Origin of the sequence: Rhizobium sophorae, assembly GCF_013087515.1 — a bacterium.
Taxonomy (GTDB): Bacteria; Pseudomonadota; Alphaproteobacteria; order Rhizobiales; family Rhizobiaceae; genus Rhizobium; species Rhizobium sophorae.
Genome location: NZ_JABFCN010000070.1, coordinates 221140 through 243199 on the forward strand (window position 1 = coordinate 221140; position 22060 = coordinate 243199).

The 22060-nt window shown below is 61.7% G+C and carries 22 protein-coding genes; 11 read left to right on the plus strand and 11 right to left on the minus strand.

Features of this window, described 5'->3' with window-relative positions:
- Window positions 1-21 precede the first annotated feature (21 nt).
- The 7 genes from G9X64_RS35190 to G9X64_RS35220 all read left to right on the plus strand — a co-directional run bounded on the left by G9X64_RS35190 (window position 22) and on the right by G9X64_RS35220 (window position 4228).
- On the plus strand, window positions 22-729 hold the full coding sequence (locus G9X64_RS35190; RefSeq protein WP_168309451.1) for a DUF1045 domain-containing protein: 708 nt from the start codon (window positions 22-24) through the stop codon (window positions 727-729).
- A gap of 115 nt (window positions 730-844) precedes the next feature.
- Window positions 845-1768 (plus strand): allantoinase PuuE, encoded by a 924-nt coding sequence (gene puuE / locus G9X64_RS35195; protein WP_020051205.1) that lies wholly within the window; start codon window positions 845-847, stop codon window positions 1766-1768.
- Window positions 1768-2268 carry a 2-oxo-4-hydroxy-4-carboxy-5-ureidoimidazoline decarboxylase gene (gene uraD / locus G9X64_RS35200; protein ID WP_168309452.1) on the plus strand — a complete coding sequence of 167 codons (501 nt, stop codon included), beginning with the start codon at window positions 1768-1770 and terminating at the stop codon, window positions 2266-2268. Before puuE ends, uraD begins: the two co-directional genes overlap by 1 nt.
- Window positions 2265-2627, plus strand: a complete 363-nt coding sequence (locus G9X64_RS35205; protein ID WP_168309453.1) for a HepT-like ribonuclease domain-containing protein — start codon at window positions 2265-2267, stop codon at window positions 2625-2627. Before uraD ends, G9X64_RS35205 begins: the two co-directional genes overlap by 4 nt.
- A gap of 4 nt (window positions 2628-2631) precedes the next feature.
- Window positions 2632-3132 carry an ureidoglycolate lyase gene (locus G9X64_RS35210; protein WP_168309454.1) on the plus strand — a complete coding sequence of 167 codons (501 nt, stop codon included), beginning with the start codon at window positions 2632-2634 and terminating at the stop codon, window positions 3130-3132.
- Complete coding sequence (gene uraH, locus G9X64_RS35215) at window positions 3129-3485, plus strand: hydroxyisourate hydrolase (protein WP_003541961.1); 357 nt, start codon at window positions 3129-3131, stop codon at window positions 3483-3485. The genes G9X64_RS35210 and uraH overlap by 4 nt, the downstream gene beginning before the upstream one ends.
- Window positions 3486-3487: 2 nt before the next feature.
- Window positions 3488-4228, plus strand: a complete 741-nt coding sequence (locus G9X64_RS35220; RefSeq protein ID WP_168309455.1) for a metallophosphoesterase family protein — start codon at window positions 3488-3490, stop codon at window positions 4226-4228.
- A gap of 135 nt (window positions 4229-4363) precedes the next feature.
- Here G9X64_RS35220 and G9X64_RS35225 read toward each other — a convergent pair whose 3' ends face one another.
- The 6 genes from G9X64_RS35225 to G9X64_RS35250 form a co-directional block, all read right to left on the minus strand.
- On the minus strand, window positions 4364-6118 hold the full coding sequence (locus G9X64_RS35225; protein WP_168309456.1) for a flotillin family protein: 1755 nt from the start codon (window positions 6116-6118) through the stop codon (window positions 4364-4366).
- On the minus strand, window positions 6115-6762 hold the full coding sequence (locus G9X64_RS35230; RefSeq protein WP_168309457.1) for an OB-fold-containig protein: 648 nt from the start codon (window positions 6760-6762) through the stop codon (window positions 6115-6117). Before G9X64_RS35230 ends, G9X64_RS35225 begins: the two co-directional genes overlap by 4 nt.
- A 4-nt stretch (window positions 6763-6766) precedes the next feature.
- Window positions 6767-7924, minus strand: a complete 1158-nt coding sequence (locus G9X64_RS35235) for a PspA/IM30 family protein (RefSeq protein ID WP_168309488.1) — start codon at window positions 7922-7924, stop codon at window positions 6767-6769.
- A gap of 100 nt (window positions 7925-8024) precedes the next feature.
- Complete coding sequence (locus G9X64_RS35240) at window positions 8025-9167, minus strand: alpha-hydroxy acid oxidase (RefSeq protein WP_168309458.1); 1143 nt, start codon at window positions 9165-9167, stop codon at window positions 8025-8027.
- Between the two features lie 124 nt (window positions 9168-9291).
- A complete protein-coding gene (gene guaD, locus G9X64_RS35245) occupies window positions 9292-10599 on the minus strand; it encodes a guanine deaminase (protein WP_168309459.1) in 1308 nt (435 codons plus the stop codon).
- Entirely contained in the window at window positions 10596-11834 is a 1239-nt protein-coding gene (locus G9X64_RS35250) for a urate hydroxylase PuuD (RefSeq protein ID WP_168309460.1), read from the minus strand. The genes guaD and G9X64_RS35250 overlap by 4 nt, the downstream gene beginning before the upstream one ends.
- Window positions 11835-11960: 126 nt before the next feature.
- Between G9X64_RS35250 and G9X64_RS35255 the strand changes: the two genes are divergently transcribed.
- Window positions 11961-12647 carry a Type 1 glutamine amidotransferase-like domain-containing protein gene (locus tag G9X64_RS35255; RefSeq protein WP_171378349.1) on the plus strand — a complete coding sequence of 229 codons (687 nt, stop codon included), beginning with the start codon at window positions 11961-11963 and terminating at the stop codon, window positions 12645-12647.
- A 160-nt stretch (window positions 12648-12807) separates the two neighbouring features.
- On the plus strand, window positions 12808-13140 hold the full coding sequence (locus G9X64_RS35260; protein ID WP_003541942.1) for a hypothetical protein: 333 nt from the start codon (window positions 12808-12810) through the stop codon (window positions 13138-13140).
- An 88-nt stretch (window positions 13141-13228) separates the two neighbouring features.
- On the opposite strand, the gene gcvA is transcribed toward G9X64_RS35260, so the two are convergent.
- Window positions 13229-14125, minus strand: coding sequence for a transcriptional regulator GcvA (gene gcvA, locus G9X64_RS35265; protein WP_168309462.1), 897 nt, complete (start codon window positions 14123-14125; stop codon window positions 13229-13231).
- Window positions 14126-14226: 101 nt separating this feature from the next.
- Here gcvA and G9X64_RS35270 point away from each other — a divergent pair, with 101 nt between their 5' ends.
- Window positions 14227-14418, plus strand: a complete 192-nt coding sequence (locus tag G9X64_RS35270) for a hypothetical protein (RefSeq protein ID WP_012758544.1) — start codon at window positions 14227-14229, stop codon at window positions 14416-14418.
- Here G9X64_RS35270 and xdhC read toward each other — a convergent pair.
- The 4 genes from xdhC to G9X64_RS35290 form a co-directional block, all read right to left on the minus strand.
- Window positions 14394-15209, minus strand: coding sequence for a xanthine dehydrogenase accessory protein XdhC (gene xdhC, locus G9X64_RS35275; RefSeq protein ID WP_168309463.1), 816 nt, complete (start codon window positions 15207-15209; stop codon window positions 14394-14396). The two genes, G9X64_RS35270 and xdhC, sit on opposite strands and share 25 nt — an antisense overlap.
- Before the next feature lie 287 nt (window positions 15210-15496).
- Window positions 15497-17836, minus strand: a complete 2340-nt coding sequence (xdhB, locus tag G9X64_RS35280; RefSeq protein ID WP_168309464.1) for a xanthine dehydrogenase molybdopterin binding subunit — start codon at window positions 17834-17836, stop codon at window positions 15497-15499.
- A 181-nt stretch (window positions 17837-18017) separates the two neighbouring features.
- Window positions 18018-19496 carry a xanthine dehydrogenase small subunit gene (gene xdhA, locus G9X64_RS35285; protein WP_168309465.1) on the minus strand — a complete coding sequence of 493 codons (1479 nt, stop codon included), beginning with the start codon at window positions 19494-19496 and terminating at the stop codon, window positions 18018-18020.
- A gap of 29 nt (window positions 19497-19525) precedes the next feature.
- A complete protein-coding gene (locus tag G9X64_RS35290; RefSeq protein WP_168309466.1) occupies window positions 19526-20302 on the minus strand; it encodes a 3-hydroxybutyrate dehydrogenase in 777 nt (258 codons plus the stop codon).
- A gap of 157 nt (window positions 20303-20459) precedes the next feature.
- Here G9X64_RS35290 and glpK point away from each other — a divergent pair, with 157 nt between their 5' ends.
- On the plus strand, window positions 20460-21953 hold the full coding sequence (gene glpK / locus G9X64_RS35295; protein WP_168309467.1) for a glycerol kinase GlpK: 1494 nt from the start codon (window positions 20460-20462) through the stop codon (window positions 21951-21953).
- The last annotated feature ends 107 nt before the right edge of the window (window positions 21954-22060 follow it).

Genomic DNA, 22060 nt, shown 5'->3' on the forward strand with positions numbered 1-22060 from the left:
TTCCTTGATGGAGGAAATTGCATGCGCTATGCCATTTGCTTCACGCCTCCGGCGAGCGACCCGTTGTCGCTCGTGGCCGCCAATTGGCTTGGCCGAAACGTGTTTTCGGGCGATATGATGGAGCCTCCGGCAGTTCGTGGCCTCGGTATACACGAGATCGCCTTCCATACCGCCGTGCCGCGGCGCTACGGTTTTCACGGCGTTTTGAAGGCGCCGTTCCACCTGTCCCATGACATGCCCGAATCGCAACTCCTGCGCGATCTAATGCGTTTTTCCGGGACCTTCGTTCCCTTCCAGATTCCGCGTATCGAAGTCGCCCGGCTCGGCAATTTTTACAGCCTGCTGCCGAGCACGCCCTGCGAGCAGATCCAGTATCTCGCCTCGGCGATCGTGCAGGAATTCGATCGTTTCCGCGCACCGCTCAGCGAGGCCGAGATCGAACGCAGCGATCCGGACGGGCTGTCGGCGGCACAGTTCGCCAACCTTCATCGCTGGGGCAATCCCTATGTGATGGAGGAGTTCCGCTTCCATATGCCTGTGACAGGCCCCGTCAACGCGATCGACATGCCGCGCATCGAGCCAGCGTTGCGGACGATCTTCGAGCCTGTCCTCTGCGAACCTGTGACGGTTTCGAACGTGGCGCTGATGATCGAGGAGGGCACTGGCGGTCCGTTCCGCGTTCATTCGCTGCATCCGATGGGCAAGGTCAGCGCGCGCAAAATCGCTTGAATCTGGCGATGAGCTAAAGGCTTGTGCCGTAAAGGCAAAATCCGGCGGAGCAGTTTCCGTCTCGACATTCCGGCTGCGGATGCTACCGTTCCCCGTCTTTTCAGAAGGTGATTTGATGGTATCCGAGACCTATCCGCGCAATCTCGTCGGTTACGGGCGTCTGACGCCCGATCCGAAATGGCCGGACGAGGCACGCGTCGCCGTGCAGTTCGTCATCAATTACGAAGAGGGCGGCGAAAGCTCGATCCTCGACGGCGATCCGGCTTCGGAAAACCTGCTGTCGGAAATCGTCGGCGCGGCCGCCTGGCCGGGGCAGCGCAACCTCAACATGGAATCGATCTACGAATATGGTTCGCGTGCAGGCTTCTGGCGGCTCTGGCGGATGTTCACCGATCTCAAGGTGCAGGCGACCGTCTATGGCGTGACGCTGGCGATGGCCCGCAACCCCGAGGCCGTTGCCGCGATGAAGGAGGCCGGCTGGGAGATCGCCAGCCACGGTTACCGCTGGCTGGAATACAAGGATTTTCCAGAAGATCTGGAGCGCAAGCATATCCTTGAAGCCGTGCGCCTGCACACCGAGCTTACCGGCGAGCGGCCCTACGGCATGTACCAGGGCAAGCCTTCCGACAATACGCTTCGGCTGGTGCAGGAGGAGGGCGGTTTCCTCTATTCCTCCGATTCCTATGCCGACGACCTGCCCTATTGGGTGAAGGGCGTCGACGGGAAACCCTTCCTGATCATTCCGTATACGCTCGAAACCAACGATATGCGATTTGCGACGCCGCAGGGTTTCAACGCCGGCGATCAGTTCTTCACCTATCTCAAGGACGCCTTCGACACGCTTTATGAGGAAGGCAAGGCGGGCAGCCCGAAGATGATGTCGGTCGGCCTGCATTGCCGCCTCGTCGGGCGGCCGGGCCGGGCGGCAGCGTTGAAGCGCTTCATCGAATATGTGCTGAAGCATGACAAGGTCTGGATTCCGCGCCGCATCGAGATCGCCGAACATTGGCACAAGCACCATCAGCCGGAAGCGCTCTGATGATGCCGCGCGAGGATTTCGTCTCCCGCTTCGGCGGCGTCTTTGAACATTCGCCTTTCATCGCCGAGCGCGCCTATGACGCCGGCCATGTGACGGAACCGCTGACGGCAGCCGGCGTGCATGCGGCCCTTGCCGCCATCTTCCGGGCGGCAAGCCCGCAGGAGCGTCTCGGCGTGCTCTGCGCTCATCCCGATCTTGCCGGGCGCCTTGCCATATCAGGCGATCTCACGGAAGACAGCCGGAAGGAGCAGTCCGGCGCCGGTCTCGACCGCCTGAGCCCGGCCGAACATGCCCGCTTCACCGAACTCAATTCGGCCTATGTCGAAAAATTCGGCTTTCCCTTCATCATCGCCGTCAAGGGGCTCGGCAAGGACGATATCCTGTCGGCCTTCGAAACACGGATCGGCAATGATCGGGACGAGGAGTTTGCGACCGCGACGGCGCAAGTCGAGCGGATTGCGCTGCTGCGCTTGGCGTCGATGCTGCCGGAGGCTCAATGAACGAGCGGCGCGCGATCGACTATCTCAATGAGATGTATGAAGCGGCATCCGAAGCGCTGTCTTTCGTCGGCGGAATGGATGGGGCGGCGTTCGCCGGGGACAAGCTTACCTTCAAGGCGGTCACCTTCTGCCATTTCACCATCGGTGCCGCGGCATCCCGCTTGCTGGTGACTCATCCGGAATTTGCGACCGAGCATCCCGATCTGCCGTGGACGAAAATCTGCGGCACGGGCAACCGTATCCTCGACGGTGTCTTCGATCTCAATCCTTCCGACATCTGGGAGGCGACCTATCGTACGCTGCCGGAGCTTCTTTCCGCGATCGATGCCATACGTCACTGGCATGCCCAAGGCGAGTGAGGCCATGTCCGAATTTCTCGAGATCCGCCCGCTCACCAAATGCGCCTTCGCTCCCTTCGGCGAGGTCATCGAAGCCGATCCGGCCTCGATGCGGCTTATCAATGGCGGCACGACGGAGCGTTTTCACGCGCTGGCCGCCGCTGAAGCGACCGGCGAGGACGCGCGCGTCATCATCAACCTCTTTCGTGGCCAGCCGCGTGCCTTCCCCTATGAAATCACCATGATGGAGCGCCACCCATTCGGCAGCCAGAGTTTCTCGCCGGTCTCGGGCCGCTCTTTTCTCGTCATCGTCTCCGAGGATGAAAACGGCCGTCCGGGCATGCCGCAGGTGTTTCTGGCGCGAGGCGACCAGGGCGTGAACTATCGCCGCAACGGCTGGCATCATCCGCTGATGGCGCTCGGCCAAGCCTCAGATTTCCTGGTCGTCGACCGCGATGGACCGGGCAATAATCTGGAAGAATTCTTCTTCGAAACCCCTTATATCATCAAAGAGCCAGCCCCATGACCGGACTGACCACGCATGTTCTCGACACCGCCCTCGGCAAGCCGGCAGAGGGCCTGAGGATCGATCTTTTCCAGCTCGACGGCGAGATCCGCAGACATCTGAAGACGGTCGAGACCAATGCCGACGGCCGGGTTGACGGCGGCCCTATCCTCATTGGCGAAAATTTTCGGGCCGGCACCTATGAACTGGTCTTCCACGCCGGCGATTATCTGAGGGCCAGCGGCACGCCGCTGCCGCATCCCGCCTTCCTCGATCTTGTGCCGATCCGCTTCGGCATTGCCGACGTCACGGCGCATTACCATGTGCCGCTGCTCATTTCGCCCTATGGCTATTCCACCTATCGAGGCAGCTAAAGATGCGTTTTGCAGCGATCGCCGATATTCACGGCAACCATCTGGCGTTGGAGGCAGTGCGTGCGGATATACGTGCGCAGGGAATCGATGAGATCGTCAATCTCGGCGATTTCTTCAGCGGGCCTCTCGAAGCCGGTCGGACGGCAGAGCTGCTGATACCGCTCGGCCTGACGTCGGTCCGCGGCAATCACGATCGCTATCTGATCGAGCAGGATCCGGCCTCCATGCATGCTTCGGATGCCGCCGCCTACCGGCAATTGACGCCATCCCATCTCGACTGGCTGCGCGGCCTGCCGTTCGATACAGTCTATCGCGGCGAGGTTTATCTCTGCCACGCAACGCCGAAGGACGACAATCTCTACTGGCTGGAATCGGTCTCGCCGGAGGGCTTCGTCTTCCTGAAGCCGATCGAAGCGATCGAGGCGTTGGCCGAAGGCATCGACCTGCCGCTGATCCTCTGCGGCCACAGCCACATTCCCCGCGCCGTGCGCCTCTCCGATGGCCGCCTGATCGTCAATCCCGGCAGCGTCGGCTGCCCGGCCTATGACGACGAACTGCCTTATTATCACAAGGTGGAGGCCGGCCATCCGCTGGCGAGCTACGCCATTCTGGAAAAGGCGACGGGCGGATGGACATGCCAGTTCCGAACCGTCGCCTACGACCATATGGCGATGTCGGCACTGGCCGCCGAAAGAGGTCGTGCCGACTGGGCAGGCGCGCTGGCAACGGGTTGGGTGAGATAGAGCATGATGCCGAAAAGTGTGAGCAGTTTTCAGGCGACATCATGCTCTAACTATTTAATTTAGAACGGGATTCAGATTTTAGGCCGGACCGGCCTAAAGTCATCCTGTTCTAGTCCAGACCCGCTTGTGCGGTGATCAGTCCTTCTTTGGTGCCGGCTTCGGTGCCGGAGGGATGATCGTTTGTGTCGGGGCTGCGGCCGGTGTTGCTGGCTTTGCCGGGGCTGTGGCGGTTGCCGGTCTTGCCGGTTTTGCGCCGTCGAGATTTCCAAGGAGGGATGAGATGGCATCGTCGCCTTCGAAGCCGGCTTCCTTCAGCAATTTGTCGAGGATCGGTTTGTTCGCCTGGTAGGAGAGGAGCTGGCCGGCCAGTCCTTCGCCGAGCCCGATGCCGTTTCCGCCGGCCGCACCGTTTGCGCGGCCAAGCATGCCGCCGGTATCGAATATCCTGATATCGGAGATCTTCTCGATCGGTTTGACCGCCTCGGCGAGCGCCTGCGGTATGATGCGGATCCGTTCGCGGGTGATCTCGAACTCGATGATAGCAGAGCTCAACTTGTTGCGAGCGTCGTTGAGCAATGCTTCGCTCTCGGCCGCGGCCTTGCCGGTTTCGAGAATGCCCTTGGCCTTGATGATCGCCGCATCCGCCTCGGCGGTCGCGAGCGTCTTGATGGCCTCGGCCTGGTCGCTTGCCGCCTGTTTTTCGGCTTCGGCGCCGACAGTGACGGCGGTTGCTTCCGTCTCGGCTTTCTTGCGCGCGTCAATCACGGCAATCTGCTTTTCGCGTTCGGCGATCTCGATCGCCTTTGCGGTGCCAACCTTTTCTTCTGCTGCTATCGCCAGCGCGCGGGCCGTTTCCGCAGCCGCCTTCGCTTCGGATTCTTCACGGCTCTTGTTGGCAACGGCGATGGCGCTTTCCTGTGCCACGATCTGGAGGTCACGCTTGGCTTCGGTTTCGCGTTGCTGGACGGCGCGGGCGGCGTCGATATTGGCGCTTTCGCGAGCCTGCTTGGCAGATGCCTCGCGTTCGGCGATCGCCTGTTCGGAAGCGATGCGGGCTTCCTCCTCGGCGCGTTTTGCGGCCTGCTCCTGCTGGGCGGTTTCAGCGCGTGTCGCCGCGGATTTGTTGGCGATGTCGCGTTCCTGGCTGAGTTCGGCTTCCCGCTTGGTCCGCTCGATGGTCAGCGATTGCTGGCGGGCCTCGAGATCCTTCTGGGCGATGGCGACTTCGGTATCGCGAACGATCTCGTTTCGCTCCTTCTTGCGTCCCTCGGTGATGCGGGTCAATGCCGCAAGACCTTGCGCATCGAAGAAGTTGTTGGCGTTAAAATGCTTGATATCGGTCTGATCGAGGCGTGTCAGCGACACGGATTCGAGTTCGAGGCCGTTCGACTGGAGATCGGCGCCGACAGCTTCCTGCACGGCCTTGACGAAATCCATGCGCTGTTCCTGCAGCGCGTCGAGGTTCATCGTCGCAGCTACCGAGCGAAGGCCGTCGACGAATTTCGCCTCGATCAGGATGCGGAGAGCCTCGGCGTCGTTGGTCCGGTTGCCGAGTGTCTGAGCTGCAAGCGCAATCGAGGAGGCATCGGGTTTCACGCGCACATAGAATTCGGCGCCGATATCAACGCGCATGCGGTCCTTGGTGATCAATGCATCGCCTTCGCCGCGGCGAACCTCGAGCCGCAGTGTCTTCAGGTTGACCCGGGCGGTCGAATGGAAGATCGGCAGGACGACCGAACCGCCGTCGAGTACGACCTTCTGGCCGCCGAGACCGGTGCGCACATAGGCCTCATCGCGGCTGGAGCGCGTGTAAAGAGAGGCGAGGACAAAACCGATGCCGAAGATCAGAACAATCCCAATGCCGGCTGGTAGAATAACGTCGTACATCATTGCTGCTCCCTCAAAGATTGATTGTCCGCATCAGTGGGGTCGACCGGCGCGGGAATGGCGATAAACACATTTGCCTTGTGATCGACGAGAAGAACAGAAGCGCCGATCGCGAGCGGACCTTCGCCCTTGGCGGCTCGGGCTCGAAGCACATGCCAGTTTCCATGCTGATCCTTGACGCGGACGCGGCCCGGCAGTCCCTGATCGAGCGGGCCGATCGACACTTCGGCTGTCCGGCCGAGCAAGGCGTCGAGATCGACCGCATAGGTTTCGTCGTGCGGCACGAGCCGCGCCACGGTTCTGCTCGATGCCCTGACCATGGGGATGGTTGCGAGCGCGGCAGGTATGACGGCTATCAAGCTTGGCAGCGGCGCCCAGAAGGCATTGGCGACGGCCTGCAAGGCAAAGCCCGTCATCGCGAAGAAGCCGAGCGTCAGCATCATGAGAATCAGCAGCGGAACACCGCCGAGATTGAGCCAGGAGAGATAAGCCAGGATGCCGTCATGGCCATGAACCTCCGGCTTTCCCAAAAATTCCGTCATCGAAAAACCCATGACCATCGCGAGCATCTCGATCGCGGTCAGGCCGACAAGGATCGCTGCGGCGATGGCAAAGGGCGCACATTCAGGGGAGAAAAGGAGTGCCATCGTGTTATCGGTTATCCGCCTTGAAGCGTGCGAGCCGGGCTTCGATTGCCTGTTCGCGGTGCAGCCGGTCGAGTTCGTCCAATTCGGAACTGTGGCCATGCTCGCCAGCGGGAACTCCGGTCAGCCGCGAGACGGCTGCGGCAGCGCGGGCAGCATCTGCACCCGGTGCGGGCTGGCTGTGACCGGTCGCTGCTTGTTCGGGATGCCGGGCGATGCTGCGCTTGAAATCGGCAAGGCGAGCATCCGCCTCGCGGCGCGTGGCGAGCACGGCCTGCAAGGCTTTCTGGCCTTCGTCCACCTGTTCCCTGGCATCGGCCAGCGCCTTGTCGAGCGCTGCGATCTGGGATTCGAGATCGATCTGACGGGCGACGCCGACCTTTGCCAGGTCATCCCGCCCCGAGGAGACGGCGAGGCGGATCTTCTGGTCGAGCGCGTTCATGTCTTCGACGATTTCGTCTCTGCGGCTTTGAATGCGGTATTCCTCGGCGCGCGCCTTGCCGAGATCGGTGCGGGCGTCTTCCGCCGCCGCATCGATCTCACGGATCGCCTGTTCGATGACGGCGATCTTGTTGACGCCTTCCGCCTTATCGATCGCCGCATTCGCGATGCCCGCGATCAGACGGCCCATGCGTGAGAGAATGCCTTCGTTCGTCATGTTTTCCTCCATCCGAGCGGAATTCGGCGTGACGCCGATGTGAATCTCGTAGCGATCCTGGCCCGCAACGAGGTAGGCTGGAAAAATACTCTCCCATCCCCGTGAATAACCCGCGACATCGAAGGGCACGGCAACGCGTCCATGCACCGTGGCGATCGTAAGGTCCGAGGGGCCCTTGATGGCGAAGAGCTTGTCATCGAGCGGTAATTGCGGCGGATCGGCGGTCACGCCGCGATTGGCGGCGAAATCGCGAAGGCCGAGCGTGACTAGTCTCGCCGGCAGGCCCGTCTGCTCGCGGACGGTTTCATAGGCAAGGTCATGTAGCACGACGAGATTGGCGCCCGCCTTGTCGGCGACAAGGCTGGTCAGGATTTCGATCATTCTGAGATAGGCGGCAATGGTGTCGTCCAGCGCCTGCCGGGCGTAGTCGTCAGGTGCCAGCATGTAGCGCAGCAGCGATGGATGCGGTGTCTTGCCTGTGCTTGCCATAGGTAAAACATAAAGCACCACTTTTGTGCTTTCAAGGGGCGACGTAAAAAATGCAACCTAAGCTTAACATGTCGTTAGAAGGGCAGAGACAGCGTCAATTATGGTGCTGGCGGCAGGTTCACTGCCGCCCGTCGATGATCGAAGAATTTACATCGTTGATGTCGCGCTTGCCGCAGAGCGCCATGGTGATGTCCATCTCCTTGCGGATGATGCCGAGCGCCAGCGATACGCCTTCCTTGCCCATGGCGCCGAGGCCGTAGAGGAAGGGGCGGCCGATATAAGTGCCCTTGGCGCCGAGCGCCACGGCCTTCAGCACGTCCTGGCCGGAGCGGATGCCGCCGTCGAGATGGACCTCGATGCGGTCGCCGACGGCGTCGACGATCTTCGGCAGCATGCTGATCGAGGAGGGGGCGCCGTCAAGCTGACGCCCGCCATGATTGGAGACGACGATCGCATCGGCGCCGGTGTCGGCGGCCGCCTTCGCATCCTCCGGATCGAGTATGCCCTTGATGATCAGCGGGCCGCCCCATTGTTCCTTGATCCAGGCGACATCCGCCCAGGACAGCCGGGGGTCGAACTGCTCGTGCGTCCATGCCGAGAGCGACGCGATACTGGTGACATTTTTCGCGTGGCCGACGATATTGCCGAAGTTGCGGCGCTTGGTCTGCAGCATGTCCAGGCACCAGAAGGGTCGGGTCGCCATCTGCCAGACATGTTTCGGGGTGAATTTCGGCGGCGCCGACAGGCCGTTGCGCAGGTCCTTATGCCGCTGCCCGAGGATCTGGAGATCAGCGGTCAGCACCAGCGCCGAGCATCCGGCCGCCTTAGCGCGGTTGATGAGATTGAGGACGAAATCCTTGTCCCTCATCACGTAGAGTTGGAACCAGAATGGCCGTGTCGTCGCTGACGCCACGTCCTCGATCGAGCAGATGCTCATCGTCGAAAGCGTGAAGGGAACGCCGAATTCCTCGGCGGCGCGTGCCGCCAGCATCTCGCCATCGGCATGCTGCATGCCGGTCAGGCCGGTTGGCGCCAGCGCCACGGGCATCGACACTTTCTGGCCGATCATCGTCGTTTCCAGCGTGCGGTTGGTCATATCGACCATCACCCGTTGGCGCAGCTTGATCTGACTGAAATCGCTCTCGTTCGCTGCATAGGTCGATTCCGTCCAGGCGCCCGAATCCGCATAGTCGAAAAACATCTTCGGCACACGGCGCCGTGCGAGCTTTTTCAGGTCGGCGATGGTGAGCGGAGTGGCCATGAATTGAACCTTCACATCTGAATACGGCCATCGGCCATAACATGAAATTGGCAGAAGCGTTATCGGAAATTGGCCTTGTCGGACAGCTGTTACGGCCTGATTTCAAGAGCAACGAGATGTGTCATCATAGCTGCGCTTTCAACGCAACGCCGGCCACATAGGTCTCTGCAACAGCTCGGTCGTCGCCCATCGTCTGCAGTAGGAAAAGCTCCTCGGGCAGCGTCTTAACCACTTCCATCTTCAGCGCCATCGCCGATGTCGCCGTCGCATCGAGGACGACGAGATCGGCCTCAGTGCCGGGTTCCAGCGTGCCGATCCGGTCCGCCAGCGACAGGGCCTCGGCATTGCCGCGGGTCATCAGGTAGTAGCTTTCCAGCGGGTTCAGCCGTTCGCCGAGCAACTGCTGGATCTTGTAGGCCTCGTCCATCGTCCGCAGCATCGAATAGCTGGAACCGCCGCCGATATCGGTCGCCACGCCGATGCGAACAGGCTTTTCCCGCCGCGCCAGCGCCTTCAGCGGAAACAGACCGGAGCCGAGGAAGAGGTTCGAGGTCGGGCAGTGAACGGCGACGGCGCCTGCCTCGCTCATCACACCAGCCTCGCGCTCGGACAGGTGGATGGCATGGCCGAAGAGGCTTTTCGGTCCGAGCAGGCCGTAGCGGGCATAGATGTCGGTATAGTCGATCGCGTCGGGATAAAGCTCACAGGTGAATCTGATTTCGTCGTGATTTTCCGAAAGATGCGTCTGGATGTGCAGGTCGGGAAATTCGCGGGCAAGGGCTGATGTCGCTTCCATCTGCGCCGGTGTCGAGGTGATGGCGAAGCGCGGGGTGATGGCGACGTGGTTGCGGCCCTTGCCATGCCAGTCCGATATCACCTGGCGGGTCTCGTCATAGCCCATCTCGGGCGTGTCGAGCAGGCCCTGCGGGGCATTGCGGTCCATCATCACCTTGCCGCCGACCATGCGCATATTGCGCCTCATCGCCTCGGCGAAGAAGGCATCGGCCGAGGTCTTGTGCACGGAGCAATAGGCGACCGCCGTCGTCGTGCCGTGGCGGATCAACTCGTCGTAGAAATGTCTGGCGATCCTTTCGGCATGCGCGCTTTCGACGAAACGACATTCCTCGGGAAAGGTATAGGTATTCAGCCATTCGAGCAAGTTGGCGGCGTAGGAGGCAATCACCTGCATCTGCGGAAAATGCAGGTGCATGTCGATGAAGCCGGGCATGATCAGATGCGGGCGGTGGTCAATCTCGGCCGTGTCCGCGGCTGCTTTTGCCTTGACGTCGGCATAGGGGCCGGTTGCCGTGATCAGCCCATCTTCAACAAGCAGGCCGCCATCCTCTTCGTAAAGATAGCTTTGGCTATCGGCGAGGCTTAGCGGTGCGCGATGGAAGGAAAGCAGGCGGCCGCGCAGGAGTGTCGTCGTCATTGTTTCTTGCCTTCGACTGCGCTCTCGAACCAGGCGACCAGCAGCTTGCGTTCGTCCGGCGTGATGTCGGTGATGTTGCCGGGCGGCATGGCATGGCTGCGGCCCGCCTGTATATAGATTTCTCGGGCATGGGCGGCAATTTCCGCGTCGTTTTCAAGCATCACCCCATTGGGCGGCCGCACGATACCCTCATAGACCGGCTCGGCCGCGTGGCACATGGCACAGCGTGTCGAGACCAGTTGCTTGACGGCGGGGAAATGCGGATCGCCGGCAAATTGTTGGAAGGCGGGCGCGACCGCCGCCGCATCGGTTTCGCCGGTCAGCAGCTTCGGCACGGTCGAAAGCCACATGATGAGGATGAAGAGAATGACGGTGACGATCCAGGTCCAGGTCGGCCGGCCCTTCCTGGCATGCGTCGTATTGAACCAGTGGCGGATGGTGACGCCCATCAGGAAGACCAGAGCCGCGATCACCCAGTTGAACTGCGTACCGAAGGACAGCGGATAATGGTTCGACAGCATGAAGAAGATGACGGGCAGCGTCAGGTAGTTGTTATGTAGCGAACGCTGCTTGGCGACCTGCCCATATTTAGGATCGGGAACCCGTCCGGCGATGAGGTCGGCAACGACGATCTTCTGGTTCGGAATGATGATCATGAAGACATTGGCCGACATGATCGTCGCGGTGAAGGCGCCGAGATGCAGGAAGGCGGCGCGACCGGTGAAAAGCTGCGTATAGCCCCAGGCCATGAAGACGAGCACGATATAGAGCACCGCCATCAGTCCCCAGGTGTTCCGCCCAAGCGGCGACTTGCAAAGCAGATCGTAGACGACCCAGCCGAGGGCAAGCGACGCCAGCGAGATCAGAATCGCGACGGGCGGGCTGATATCGAGCACATGCCGGTCGATCAGGAAGAGATCGGCGCCGCCGTAATAGACGATGCAGAGCATCAGGAAGCCTGAGATCCAGGTGAAATAGCTCTCATATTTGAACCAGGTCAGGTGCTCCGGCATCTGGGCGGGCGCGACCAGATATTTCTGGATATGATAGAAGCCGCCGCCATGGACCTGCCATTCCTCGCCATAGGCGCCGGGTGGCAGATGCGGGCGTTTCACCAGTCCGAGATCGAGCGCGATAAAATAGAAGGACGATCCGATCCAGGCGATCGCGGTAATGACATGGAACCAACGGGCCGCGAAGGCGAGCCATTCCCATGCTATGGCATATTCATACATCGAGTTCCCCTATCTTCCTCCGACTCGTGACATTGCGGAAATTTTGGCGGGGAGGGAAGAGGAGATTGAAGGACTGCACATGCGTACTGATTTCTGCAAAGGCGGCAGGGGCGAAGGAGCAATGGAATGATTACCGCGCTCTACAGCGATCAGTTCATAGCCGAAAACGCGCCGATGGACCGGCGGCTTGCCGCGCTCATTCTTTCGCGCGGTAACCGCATCGGCTATATCCCCTCCGGTCCGGAGCCGCAGCGGGAGTTTTTCAACGAGAAACGGCAGTATTATCTGAGCTACGGGCTTTTTCTCGATCTCTTCTTCGATCTCGACGCGTTTTCCGGTGACGAAGAGATCGGCCGGCTGTTTTCCTGTAGCGCCATTCATCTCACCGGCGGCCACACCGGCGATTTTCTGAGACGTCTGCGCCAAAGTGGCATGCTGGAGAAGCTTCGCGCATGGGCGCGTGATGACGGTATCCTCGTCGGAACCAGTGCCGGGGCGATTTTGATGACGCCGACAATCGCCGTCGACGCGCTTTTTTCCGGCGGTTCGCCTGATGCGGTGCAGGACGGCGCGGCTCTTGATCTCCTGCCCTTCGAATTCTTCCCGCATCTGAACGACGATCCCGGCTATCTCGCCGCGCTGCTGCGCTACAGCGAGACGACGGCAAACCCTATTCTCGCATGCCGGGACGGCGAAGGTCTCATCCTCGGCAAGGGGCTCGTCGAGATCTTCGGCGCTCCGCTGACGATCTCCGGCGGTTTTGCCGAAGTTGCCGATCGCGGCCGCATCGCTGATCTGCTGTCCCGTGCCTAAAAGCTGCCGAGAAGGCTGTGCATTATCTCTGCCTTATGCTTGATCTGCTAATTCAGCAGACCTTGAACGACGACTCGATTACAGTTATTTTGCAGGCCGCCGGAATAAAATAAGAACCGTTAGATCATCGGCGGCGCATTCATCGACGGAGAAGATGCCCATGCGCAGCATTCTGACGTGTGTGATGATTGCGTATGCGTCGTTGGCGATGGCTCACGACGCACCCTCGGGGTGGAGTTATGACCCCTATTGTTGCAACGGCAACAGTCATAATGGCGATTGCCAAATGATCCCTTCGAAAAGCGTGGCGGTAACGCCAGGCGGATATCGTGTGACGCTGATGCCGGGCGACCACCGGCTGGTCACGCATGCTCATGTCTTCCTGCTGCCGATGACGAAGGCGATGCAATCCGGCGATAACGACTATCATCTCTGTCTGTTCCCGAACGAGGATACGCCGCGCTGTTTCTATGCGCCGGAAATGGGATTTTGAAGGCGAGCCACAGGACCGGACCCGGCTCACGAACCGGGTCCGGCATGTCGTTGTCCGAAAATGGCTGCACAATTTTAGGTGACATGCATCAATTTCCGGCTGACTTCATCTCTTCGAGGATCCAGTTGCGGAAGGCCTTGATCTTGGGCACGTTGCGACGGTTTTCCGGGTAGACGAGCCAGTAGGCCTTGCCGTCGCTGCGGGTCAGTTCGAAGGGTTGATAGAGCCGGCCGAGCGCGATCTCGGCCGCATAGAAGGCAGGATGAAGGATGGCGACGCCATGGCCGGCGATCGCCGCATCGGCTTCCACCGCCTGAGAGCCGAGCTGGTTGCGCGGGCGCCGATCGAGATCCGTCTCCGTGACGCCGGCTGCCTCGAACCATTGTTTCCACCAGATGTCGCCGGCGTCGAATAGGTCGAAGTTCAGGAGATCGCGTGGCTCCCTGATGCCGCCTGCCGCCTCCGCCAGCTTCGGGCTCAGCATCGGCGTGAACTCCAGTCCCATCAGCCGGTGCAGCGCCAGCCCCGGCCAGTTGCCGTCGCCCCAGCGGATGCCGACATCGATCTGCTCGCGGGCGAAGTCGATGATATCCGAACTCGCCTGAAAGCGCACCGCGATGGCCGGATGTTTCAAGTGGAAGGAGCCAAGGCGCGGCGCCAGCCACTTCGAGGCGAAGGTATGGGTCGAACTGATGGCGAGCGTGCCTTCGACGCTGTCGCGCGCCGTCGCCATCGCGTCGTGCAGCATGGCGAAAGCTTCGGTCACCTTCGGCGCCAGCCGCTCGCCGGTGTCTGTCAGTGCGATCTGGCGCGGACGGCGCAGGAAGAGCGGCTCGCCGACATTCTCCTCCAGCAGCTTGATCTGGTAGCTGACGGCGGTCTGCGTCATTCCGAGTTCGTCGCCCGCCTTGGTGAAACTTCCGAGCCGGGCAGCGGCCTCGAAGACGCGCAACGCATTCAGCGGGAATTGTTTCGACAGCTTCATGGATAAGTTCTCTTGATGCAGGCAGACGGTTGTTCGATTGGAATTGCAGCATTTTTACCGGCAAACTGCAACTCATACCATCAAACCATCGAGGTGATGTCATGGATTGCTATGCTATCGAACAGAGCCCGCCACAGCCGACCATCGGAATTTTCCGGCGCATCGGCGGCCGGCTGGCGCGGATCTGGCGCATGCCCAGCCTCGATCTCGACACGGCGCCCGATCGCGTCAAGCGCGATCTCGGTTTCCTCGACGGACGCGATCCCTATTACGAAGACGAGCGCATGCGGTAGGCGCCAAGCGCCGTCAGAATCTCGGCGGCGGTCATGGCGGCGATCACTTCAGGGCGCTTGTCCCTGACCGCCGCGCCGCCGATCGGCAGCGTCAGCCGCTCGAGCCAGGCACGCTCACCGCCGCCTTCACGGGAAAGCCAGCTGGCGAAGGTAGCGCGCTTGGTTGCCGAGCCGATCATGCCGACATAGGCGAGATCCGTTCTTTCCAGCGCTTCGCGGGCGATGAGGAAATCCAGCGCGTGGTCGTGCGTCAGGATGACGACCGCGCCGCCAGCCGGAATATCCTTCACCAGCGCTTCGGGCATCGGCATGAGCCGCGTCTTCGTCTCGGGCGGCAGGTTGGCAAGCTCCTCCTGCCGCGTCTCGACGACCGTCACCGACAGCGGCAACGGCGCAAGGGCCGTTGCCAGCGCCCGGCCGACATGGCCGGCGCCGAAGAGATAGACCTCGGGCAAGCGCTCGATCTCACCGGTCAGCCTGGCCTCGATTTCTTCGGCAACCACCTGCGTCACCCGGCGAAACCGCAATTGCGTGCGCCCACCGCAGCACTGACCGATGTCAGGCCCGAGCGGAATATCCATCTCCGCCATCCCGCCGGTTCCCGCCAACATGTCCCGCGCATTCGCGATCGCCATGAATTCGAACTGCCCGCCGCCGATCGTGCCCCACAATGCGGTTTGCGATACCAGCATGAAGGTACCGGCCTCGCGCGGGGTTGAGCCCTGCGTGCCGGTGATGTCGACGAGGATGCAGTCTGGGTGGGCGAGGAGGAAGCTGGAGAGGTCGGTCATGGGTGGAGGGCCGATGAGCGGGTGGGCGTGGCACCCCCCTCTGTCCTGCCGGACATCCCCCCCACAAGGGGGGAGATTAGCATGAGACGCGAGCTTCCCGGGACCAGGCAGCTGTGGCGTAGAGTTTTATGACGCAATGCCAGGGCATTCAGGTGCGGTGCGTTCGGTCTTGCCGATCTCCCCCCTTGTGGGGGAGATGTCCGGCAGGACAGAGGGGGGTGCCGCCCACTCCAACCTCTCTGCCCGTCCTGCTCAGCCGACAAACCAGCCGGACGCGTTCCCATCTGCTACACCCGCTTCATCCGCTCGACCGCCATCAGCACCCGTTCCGGCGTCGCCGGGGCGTCGAGCCTCGGGCAGACCTTATAGTTGGCGACGCTTGCCACGGCCATCGACAGTGCTTCCAGCACCGAGATCGCCAGCATCAAGGGTGGCTCGCCGACGGCCTTGGAGCGGCCGATGGTGGCCTCAGTGTTCTCGGACCATTCGGCAAGGCGCACGTTGAAGGTCTTCGGACGGTCGGAGGCGAGCGGGATCTTGTAGGTCGAGGGGGCATGGGTGCGCAGCCGGCCCTTGTCGTCCCACCAGAGTTCTTCCGTTGTCAGCCAGCCCAGGCCTTGGACGAAGGCGCCTTCGACCTGGCCCATGTCGATCGCCGGGTTCAGCGAGCGGCCGACATCGTGGAGGATGTCGGTGCGGTCGATCAGATATTCGCCGGTCAGCGTGTCGATCGACACCTCGGTGCAGGAGGCGCCGTAGGCGAAATAATAGAAGGGCGTGCCGCGGCCGGCCTTGCGGTCCCAGTGAATCTTCGGCGTCTTGTAGAAGCCGGCGGCGGAAAGCTGGACGCGGGCGAAATAGGCCTGCTTGATGAAATCGGGGAAGGGGATCTCGATCTCGCCGACGCGCACGCGGTTCGGCAGGAAGACGACGTCGGTGGCTCCCACATCCCATTTCTCAGCGGCAAAGGCGACAAGCCGTTCCTTGATCTGGCGAGCGGCGTCGAAGGCTGCCATGCCGTTCAAGTCCGAGCCGGAGGAGGCGGCGGTGGCCGAGGTGTTCGGTACCTTGGCCGTCGTCGTCGCAGTGATCTTCACCCTGTCGATATCGACCTGGAAGCTGTCGGCCAGCACCTGCGCCACCTTGGTATAGAGGCCCTGGCCCATTTCAGTGCCGCCATGGTTCAGGTGGATCGAGCCGTCCTGATAGATGTGCACGAGGGCGCCGGCCTGGTTGAAGGCGGTCATGGTGAAGGAGATGCCGAATTTCACCGGCGTCAGCGCGATGCCCTTTCTTATGTAGCGGCTGTCGCGGTTGAAGGCGATGATGGCGTTGCGCCGTGCCCGGTATTCGGCCGTTTCCTCAAGCTCCTCGACGATGCGGGCAATGATGTTATCCTCGACCTCCTGATGGTAGGGGGTGAGTGTGCGTTCCGAACCCGGCTGGCCGTAGAAATTCAGTTTGCGGACATCGAGCGGGTCTTTGCCGACGGCATAGGCGATCTCCTCGATGAAGCGTTCGGCGCCGAGCATGCCCTGCGGCCCGCCGAAACCGCGGAAGGCGGTGTTGGAGACGGTGTGCGTCTTTAGCGGCTTCGAGGTCAGATGCACATGCGGATAGAAATAGCTGGAATCGGCATGGAAGAGGGCACGGTCGCTCACCGGCCCGGAGAGGTCGGAGGAGAAACCGCAGCGCGCCGCATAGGTGGCGTCGACCGCATGGATGCGGCCTTCGGCGTCGAAGCCGAGTTCGTAATCGACGAGGAAATCATGGCGCTTGCCGGTGGCGCTCATATCCTCGTCGCGGTCCGGGCGGAATTTGATCGCGCGGCCGAGTTTCTTGGCGGCGATGGCGGCGAGCGCTGCGAACTGATTGCCCTGCGTTTCCTTGCCGCCGAAGCCGCCGCCCATGCGGCGCACATTGACGGTCACGGCGTTCGAAGGAATATCGAGCACATGGCCGACGATGTGCTGGATCTCGCTCGGATGCTGCGTCGAGGACCAGACGGTGACCTCGTCGTCCTCGCCGGGGATCGCCACAGCGATATGGCCTTCGAGGTAGAAATGTTCCTGTCCCCCGATGCGCATCTGACCTTTCAAACGCAGGGCGGCGTTGGTCATTTCCGTGTCCGGCTCGCCGCGCCGTAGTGTCATCGGGGTAATGACGAGCGGGCTGCCATTGGCGAGGGCGCCGTCGATATCGCTCCAATGCGGCAGATCGCGATAGTCGATCTTTGCCAGCAGCGCGGCGCGGCGGGCGGCATCACGCGTCTCGGCGATGACGGCAAAGATCGGCTGGCCATGAAACTGAACTAAAGTTTCGGCCAGCAGCGGCTCGTCATGGCTGCCGTTGGAGCTGACGTCGTTGATGCCGGGCACATCCTTGCCGGTGAAGACCCATACGACGCCGGGATAGGCGGCGACCGCGGAAAGGTCGATGCTGAGGATTTCGGCATGCGCCCGGTCGGAGAGGCCGAGGGCGCCATGCAGCAGACCTGCGGGTTCGGGCATGTCGTCGATATAATCGGCGGTTCCGGTGACATGCTTATGCGCTGAATCATGCCGCAGCGAGTCGTGCATCGGGCCGTTGATGATAGGCTTGCGGTCTTCGAAGGTGGACTTGTCCATTAGCGCCCCCCTGTCGATAGATTGCCCGTCGCCGATGCTCCGGGCGCTCGCGGCTCAGTGCCGTAGCCTTGCACCAACAATCCGATCTCTATGGTTTGGCGCTGGTCCTGCGGCATGCCTCTTCTCCCCAGCGGGGAGAAGGTGCCGGCAGGCGGATGAGGGGGGCGGCAGGCACCCGTGGTCAATGTATCCATCCCGCCACCTCCTCGAACCGCTTCAGCTCCGCCGGCGCGCCGACGGTCTCGAGATAGAACCGCGTCAGCAGGTTCTTCGCCGTCAGTTGGCGGTATTCCGCTGTCGCACGCCAATCGGTCAGCGGCTGGTAGTCGGCGTCGAAGGCGGGGCGAGCCGCCTCGATCGTCGCTTCCGTCCATGGTTTGCCGATCAGTTCGGTCTCCACCGCGCGGGCGCGTTTCGGCGTCGCCGCCATGCCGCCGAAGGCGATGCGGATGTCGGTGATCATCTCGGCATCGTCGAGTGTCAGCAGGAAAGCGCCGAGCACGGCGGTGATGTCCTCGTCGCGGCGCTTTGTGATCTTGTAGGCGGCAAAGCGGCTCATTGCTGCCGGATAGGGCACGAAGACGCTCTCGACAAATTCGCCGGGCTTCCGATCCTGTTTGCCATAGGCGATGAAGAAATCCTCGAGCGGCATCTTGCGCTGGCCTTGCAGAGACCGCAGCGTCAGCGTCGCGCCGAGCGCGATCAGCGGCGGCGGGCTGTCGCCGATCGGCGAGCCGTTGGCGATGTTGCCGCCAATTGTGCCCATGTTGCGCACCTGCTCGCCGCCGACGCGATCGATCAACCGGCCGAGCGCCGGGATTTTCTGAGAGATTGCTTCGAAGGCCTTGGTGTAGCTGACGCCGGCGCCGATGGTCACGCCGTCTTCCCCTTCCGTGACCGACTGCAATTCGCTCAAATGATTGATGAAGACGACCGGACTCAGCCTGCGCATCTGCTTCGTCACCCAGAGGCCGACATCCGTCGCGCCGGCGACGATGATCGCGTCGGGTTCCTGCGAGAGGACTTCGGCCAGAGCCTGCATCGACGCCGGCACGATCAGCCGGTCTTCGCCATTCGCGATCCTGATCGTGCCACTCGCCTGCATTGCCCAAAGCCGTGCGACGATTTCAGAGCGCGTCCGTTCCAGCGGGTCGAAGAGCGTGCTCGGCCGCATCAGGCTCACCTGCTCGGCGGCCTTGACGATCGGCTCATAGCCCGTGCAGCGACAGAGATTACCCTGCAAGGCTTTTTCGATTTGCCGGCGGCTCGGCTTCTCGGTCGCCAGCCAAAGGCCGTAGAGCGACATGACGAAGCCGGGCGTGCAGAAGCCGCATTGTGAGCCATGGCAATCGACCAGTGCCTGCTGCACCGGATGCAGCGCGCCGTCCCTGCCGGCCAGGTGCTCGACGGTCACCACATGGGTGGCGTGCAGCGAGCCGATGAAACGGATACAGGCATTGACCGATTCGTAGGCAAGCTTGCCGTCGGCCAGCCGGCCGACGAGTACGGTGCAGGCGCCGCAATCGCCCTCCGCGCATCCTTCCTTGGTGCCCGTCAGGCGTCGCTTCAACCGCAGAAAATCGAGAAGCGTCTCGGTTGGTCCGACATCGGTGAGCGCGATGTCCTCGCCATTCAGGATGAAGCGGATGCTGTCGTTCATGATGTTCCTATTGTTGTTTTTCCAAATGGTTAAGCCGCCGTCCAGCCACCGTCAATCGAGATATGCGTTCCGGTCACCTGCCTGGCCGCATCGCTGGCAAGGTAGAGCGACAGCGCGCCGATTTCCTCGGCCTTGACGAATTCATGCGTCGGCTGCGCCTTGAGGATGACCTCGCTCTTTACCTGTTCTTCGGTCATGCCGCGCGCCTTGGCGGTATCTGGTATCTGCTTCTCGACGAGCGGCGTCAGCACGTAGCCGGGGCAGATGGCGTTCACGGTTACGCCGAATTCGGCAAGCTCCAGCGCCGCCGTCTTGGTCAGGCCTAATATACCATGTTTTGCCGCGACATAGGCGGATTTGAAGGGGGAGGCGACGAGCCCGTGGGCGGAGGCGATGTTGATGATGCGGCCGGATTTTTTCGCCTTCATCAGCGGGATCGCGGCGCGCATGGTATGAAAGGAACTCGACAGATTGATCGCGATGATCTGGTCCCATTTCTCGATCGGGAAATCCTCGATCTTCTCGACGTGCTGGATGCCGGCATTGTTGACCAGGACATCGACGCCGCCGAAGGTCTTCGCTGCCGTTTCGATCAGATCGGCGATTTCGGCGGGCTTCGTCATGTCAGCCGGATGATAGAGCGCCCGGCCTTTGGACAATGATTCAAGTCGATCAACGATCGCGTTGATTTCATCGGCCTTTCCGAAACCATTGATGACGACGTTGTCGCCCGTTTCGGCGAAGGCAGTGGCGATCGCAAGGCCGATGCCGCTGGTGGAACCGGTGACGACGACTGTTCTGCTCATGCTGTTCTCCCTGAAATCGCGATGCTGCGTTGCAGCGTTGGCTGCGAGGTTATGCCCAAAGTCGGCGGGCTGGCAATTCCGCTTTATTCGCTTTTCTCGCCCGCATCCGTGTCCTATTGATTTGCTTCGACAATTGACATGCTGAGGGAGGGTTTTCATGAGCGGATATGTTCTGGCGATCGATCAGGGAACGACGTCGACGCGGGCGATCGTCTTCGATGGCGACATGCATGTCGCCGGCAAGGGCCAGAAGGAATTCACCCAGCTCTATCCGCGCTCCGGCTGGGTCGAGCACGATCCCGAGGAGATCTGGGATTCGGTCGTCTCCACCGTCCACATGGCGCTGCGCGATGCCGGGATCGAGGCTAGGGATCTTGCAGCGCTCGGCATCACCAACCAGCGCGAAACCGTCGTCGTCTGGGAGCGCGAAACGGGCCGCCCGATCCAGAATGCCATCGTTTGGCAGGACCGGCGCACGGCAAGCTATTGCGACAATCTGAAACGACAGGACCTCGAGCGGCTATTCACGAAGAAGACCGGCCTCATCCTCGATCCCTATTTTTCCGGCACCAAGCTCTCCTGGATGCTCGCCAACGTCAAGGGCGCGCGGGCGCGCGCTGCCAGAGGCGATCTCTGCTTCGGCACGATCGACACCTTCCTGATCTGGCGGCTGACGGGTGGCAAGAGCTTCGTCACCGACGCCACTAACGCCTCGCGCACGCTGATGTACAACATTGCCGAAAACGCGTGGGACGAGGATCTGCTCGAAATTCTGAGGGTCCCCGCGGCCATGCTGCCGGAGGTCAAGGATTGCGAAGCCGATTTCGGCACGGTCGATCCTGATATATTCGGTGCTGCTATCCCGATTCTCGGTGTGGCCGGCGACCAACAGGCAGCGACCATCGGCCAGGCGTGTTTTAGGCCGGGCATGATGAAATCGACCTACGGCACCGGCTGTTTCGCGCTGCTCAATACCGGCGCCGACATGGTGCGGTCCAAAAATCGGCTGCTGACCACCATCGCCTACCGCCTGAACGGCGAGACCACCTATGCGCTGGAAGGTTCGATCTTCATCGCCGGCGCCGCGGTGCAATGGCTGCGAGACGGGCTCGGCATCATCGGCAGCGCCGCAGAGACCAACGCACTTGCCGAAAAGGCCGATCCGACCCAGGAGGTCTATCTCGTGCCCGCCTTCACCGGCCTCGGCGCACCGCATTGGGATGCTGCGGCGCGCGGCGCTATCTTCGGCTTGACGCGCAATAGCGGGCCGGCGGAACTCTCCCGGGCGGCACTGGAAGCCGTCTGCTACCAGACCCGCGACCTGCTCGACGCCATGCAGAAGGACTGGAAGAATGGCGCCGAGGACACGGTGCTGCGCGTCGATGGCGGCATGGTCGCCTCTAACTGGACGATGCAGCGCCTTGCCGACCTGCTCGATGCGCCGGTCGATCGCCCGGTCATTCTCGAGACGACGGCGCTGGGGGCCGCCTGGCTCGCCGGCAGCCGAGCAGGGGTGTGGCCGGACAGGGACGGTTTTTCGGCGACCTGGAAACGCGATCGGCGATTCGAGCCCGACATGGACGAGAAGGTGCGGGCGGCGAAGCTCAAGGGTTGGAAGAATGCTGTCAAGCGGACGCTGAGCGAGGGGTGAGGGGCGATCAGCGCCGGACTATAGCTCCGCTCGTCCCGGAAGAACCCCGGCCATTTCTTCAGCCACGGCGTCGCCGTTCTTCGGAAGATCACGAATTTCCGGTCAAT

Bases quoted from the DNA above. Each gene is read 5' to 3' on its own strand.
- G9X64_RS35190 (WP_168309451.1), top strand. From the start codon at position 22: ATGCGCTATGCCATTTGCTTCACGCCTCCGGCGAGCGACCCGTTGTCG.
- puuE (WP_020051205.1), top strand. From the start codon at position 845: ATGGTATCCGAGACCTATCCGCGCAATCTCGTCGGTTACGGGCGTCTG.
- uraD (WP_168309452.1), top strand. From the start codon at position 1,768: ATGATGCCGCGCGAGGATTTCGTCTCCCGCTTCGGCGGCGTCTTTGAA.
- G9X64_RS35205 (WP_168309453.1), top strand. From the start codon at position 2,265: ATGAACGAGCGGCGCGCGATCGACTATCTCAATGAGATGTATGAAGCG.
- G9X64_RS35210 (WP_168309454.1), top strand. From the start codon at position 2,632: ATGTCCGAATTTCTCGAGATCCGCCCGCTCACCAAATGCGCCTTCGCT.
- uraH (WP_003541961.1), top strand. From the start codon at position 3,129: ATGACCGGACTGACCACGCATGTTCTCGACACCGCCCTCGGCAAGCCG.
- G9X64_RS35220 (WP_168309455.1), top strand. From the start codon at position 3,488: ATGCGTTTTGCAGCGATCGCCGATATTCACGGCAACCATCTGGCGTTG.
- G9X64_RS35225 (WP_168309456.1), bottom strand. From the start codon at position 6,118: ATGATGTACGACGTTATTCTACCAGCCGGCATTGGGATTGTTCTGATC.
- G9X64_RS35230 (WP_168309457.1), bottom strand. From the start codon at position 6,762: ATGGCACTCCTTTTCTCCCCTGAATGTGCGCCCTTTGCCATCGCCGCA.
- G9X64_RS35240 (WP_168309458.1), bottom strand. From the start codon at position 9,167: ATGGCCACTCCGCTCACCATCGCCGACCTGAAAAAGCTCGCACGGCGC.
- guaD (WP_168309459.1), bottom strand. From the start codon at position 10,599: ATGACGACGACACTCCTGCGCGGCCGCCTGCTTTCCTTCCATCGCGCA.
- G9X64_RS35250 (WP_168309460.1), bottom strand. From the start codon at position 11,834: ATGTATGAATATGCCATAGCATGGGAATGGCTCGCCTTCGCGGCCCGT.
- G9X64_RS35255 (WP_171378349.1), top strand. From the start codon at position 11,961: ATGATTACCGCGCTCTACAGCGATCAGTTCATAGCCGAAAACGCGCCG.
- G9X64_RS35260 (WP_003541942.1), top strand. From the start codon at position 12,808: ATGCGCAGCATTCTGACGTGTGTGATGATTGCGTATGCGTCGTTGGCG.
- gcvA (WP_168309462.1), bottom strand. From the start codon at position 14,125: ATGAAGCTGTCGAAACAATTCCCGCTGAATGCGTTGCGCGTCTTCGAG.
- G9X64_RS35270 (WP_012758544.1), top strand. From the start codon at position 14,227: ATGGATTGCTATGCTATCGAACAGAGCCCGCCACAGCCGACCATCGGA.
- xdhC (WP_168309463.1), bottom strand. From the start codon at position 15,209: ATGACCGACCTCTCCAGCTTCCTCCTCGCCCACCCAGACTGCATCCTC.
- xdhB (WP_168309464.1), bottom strand. From the start codon at position 17,836: ATGGACAAGTCCACCTTCGAAGACCGCAAGCCTATCATCAACGGCCCG.
- xdhA (WP_168309465.1), bottom strand. From the start codon at position 19,496: ATGAACGACAGCATCCGCTTCATCCTGAATGGCGAGGACATCGCGCTC.
- G9X64_RS35290 (WP_168309466.1), bottom strand. From the start codon at position 20,302: ATGAGCAGAACAGTCGTCGTCACCGGTTCCACCAGCGGCATCGGCCTT.
- glpK (WP_168309467.1), top strand. From the start codon at position 20,460: ATGAGCGGATATGTTCTGGCGATCGATCAGGGAACGACGTCGACGCGG.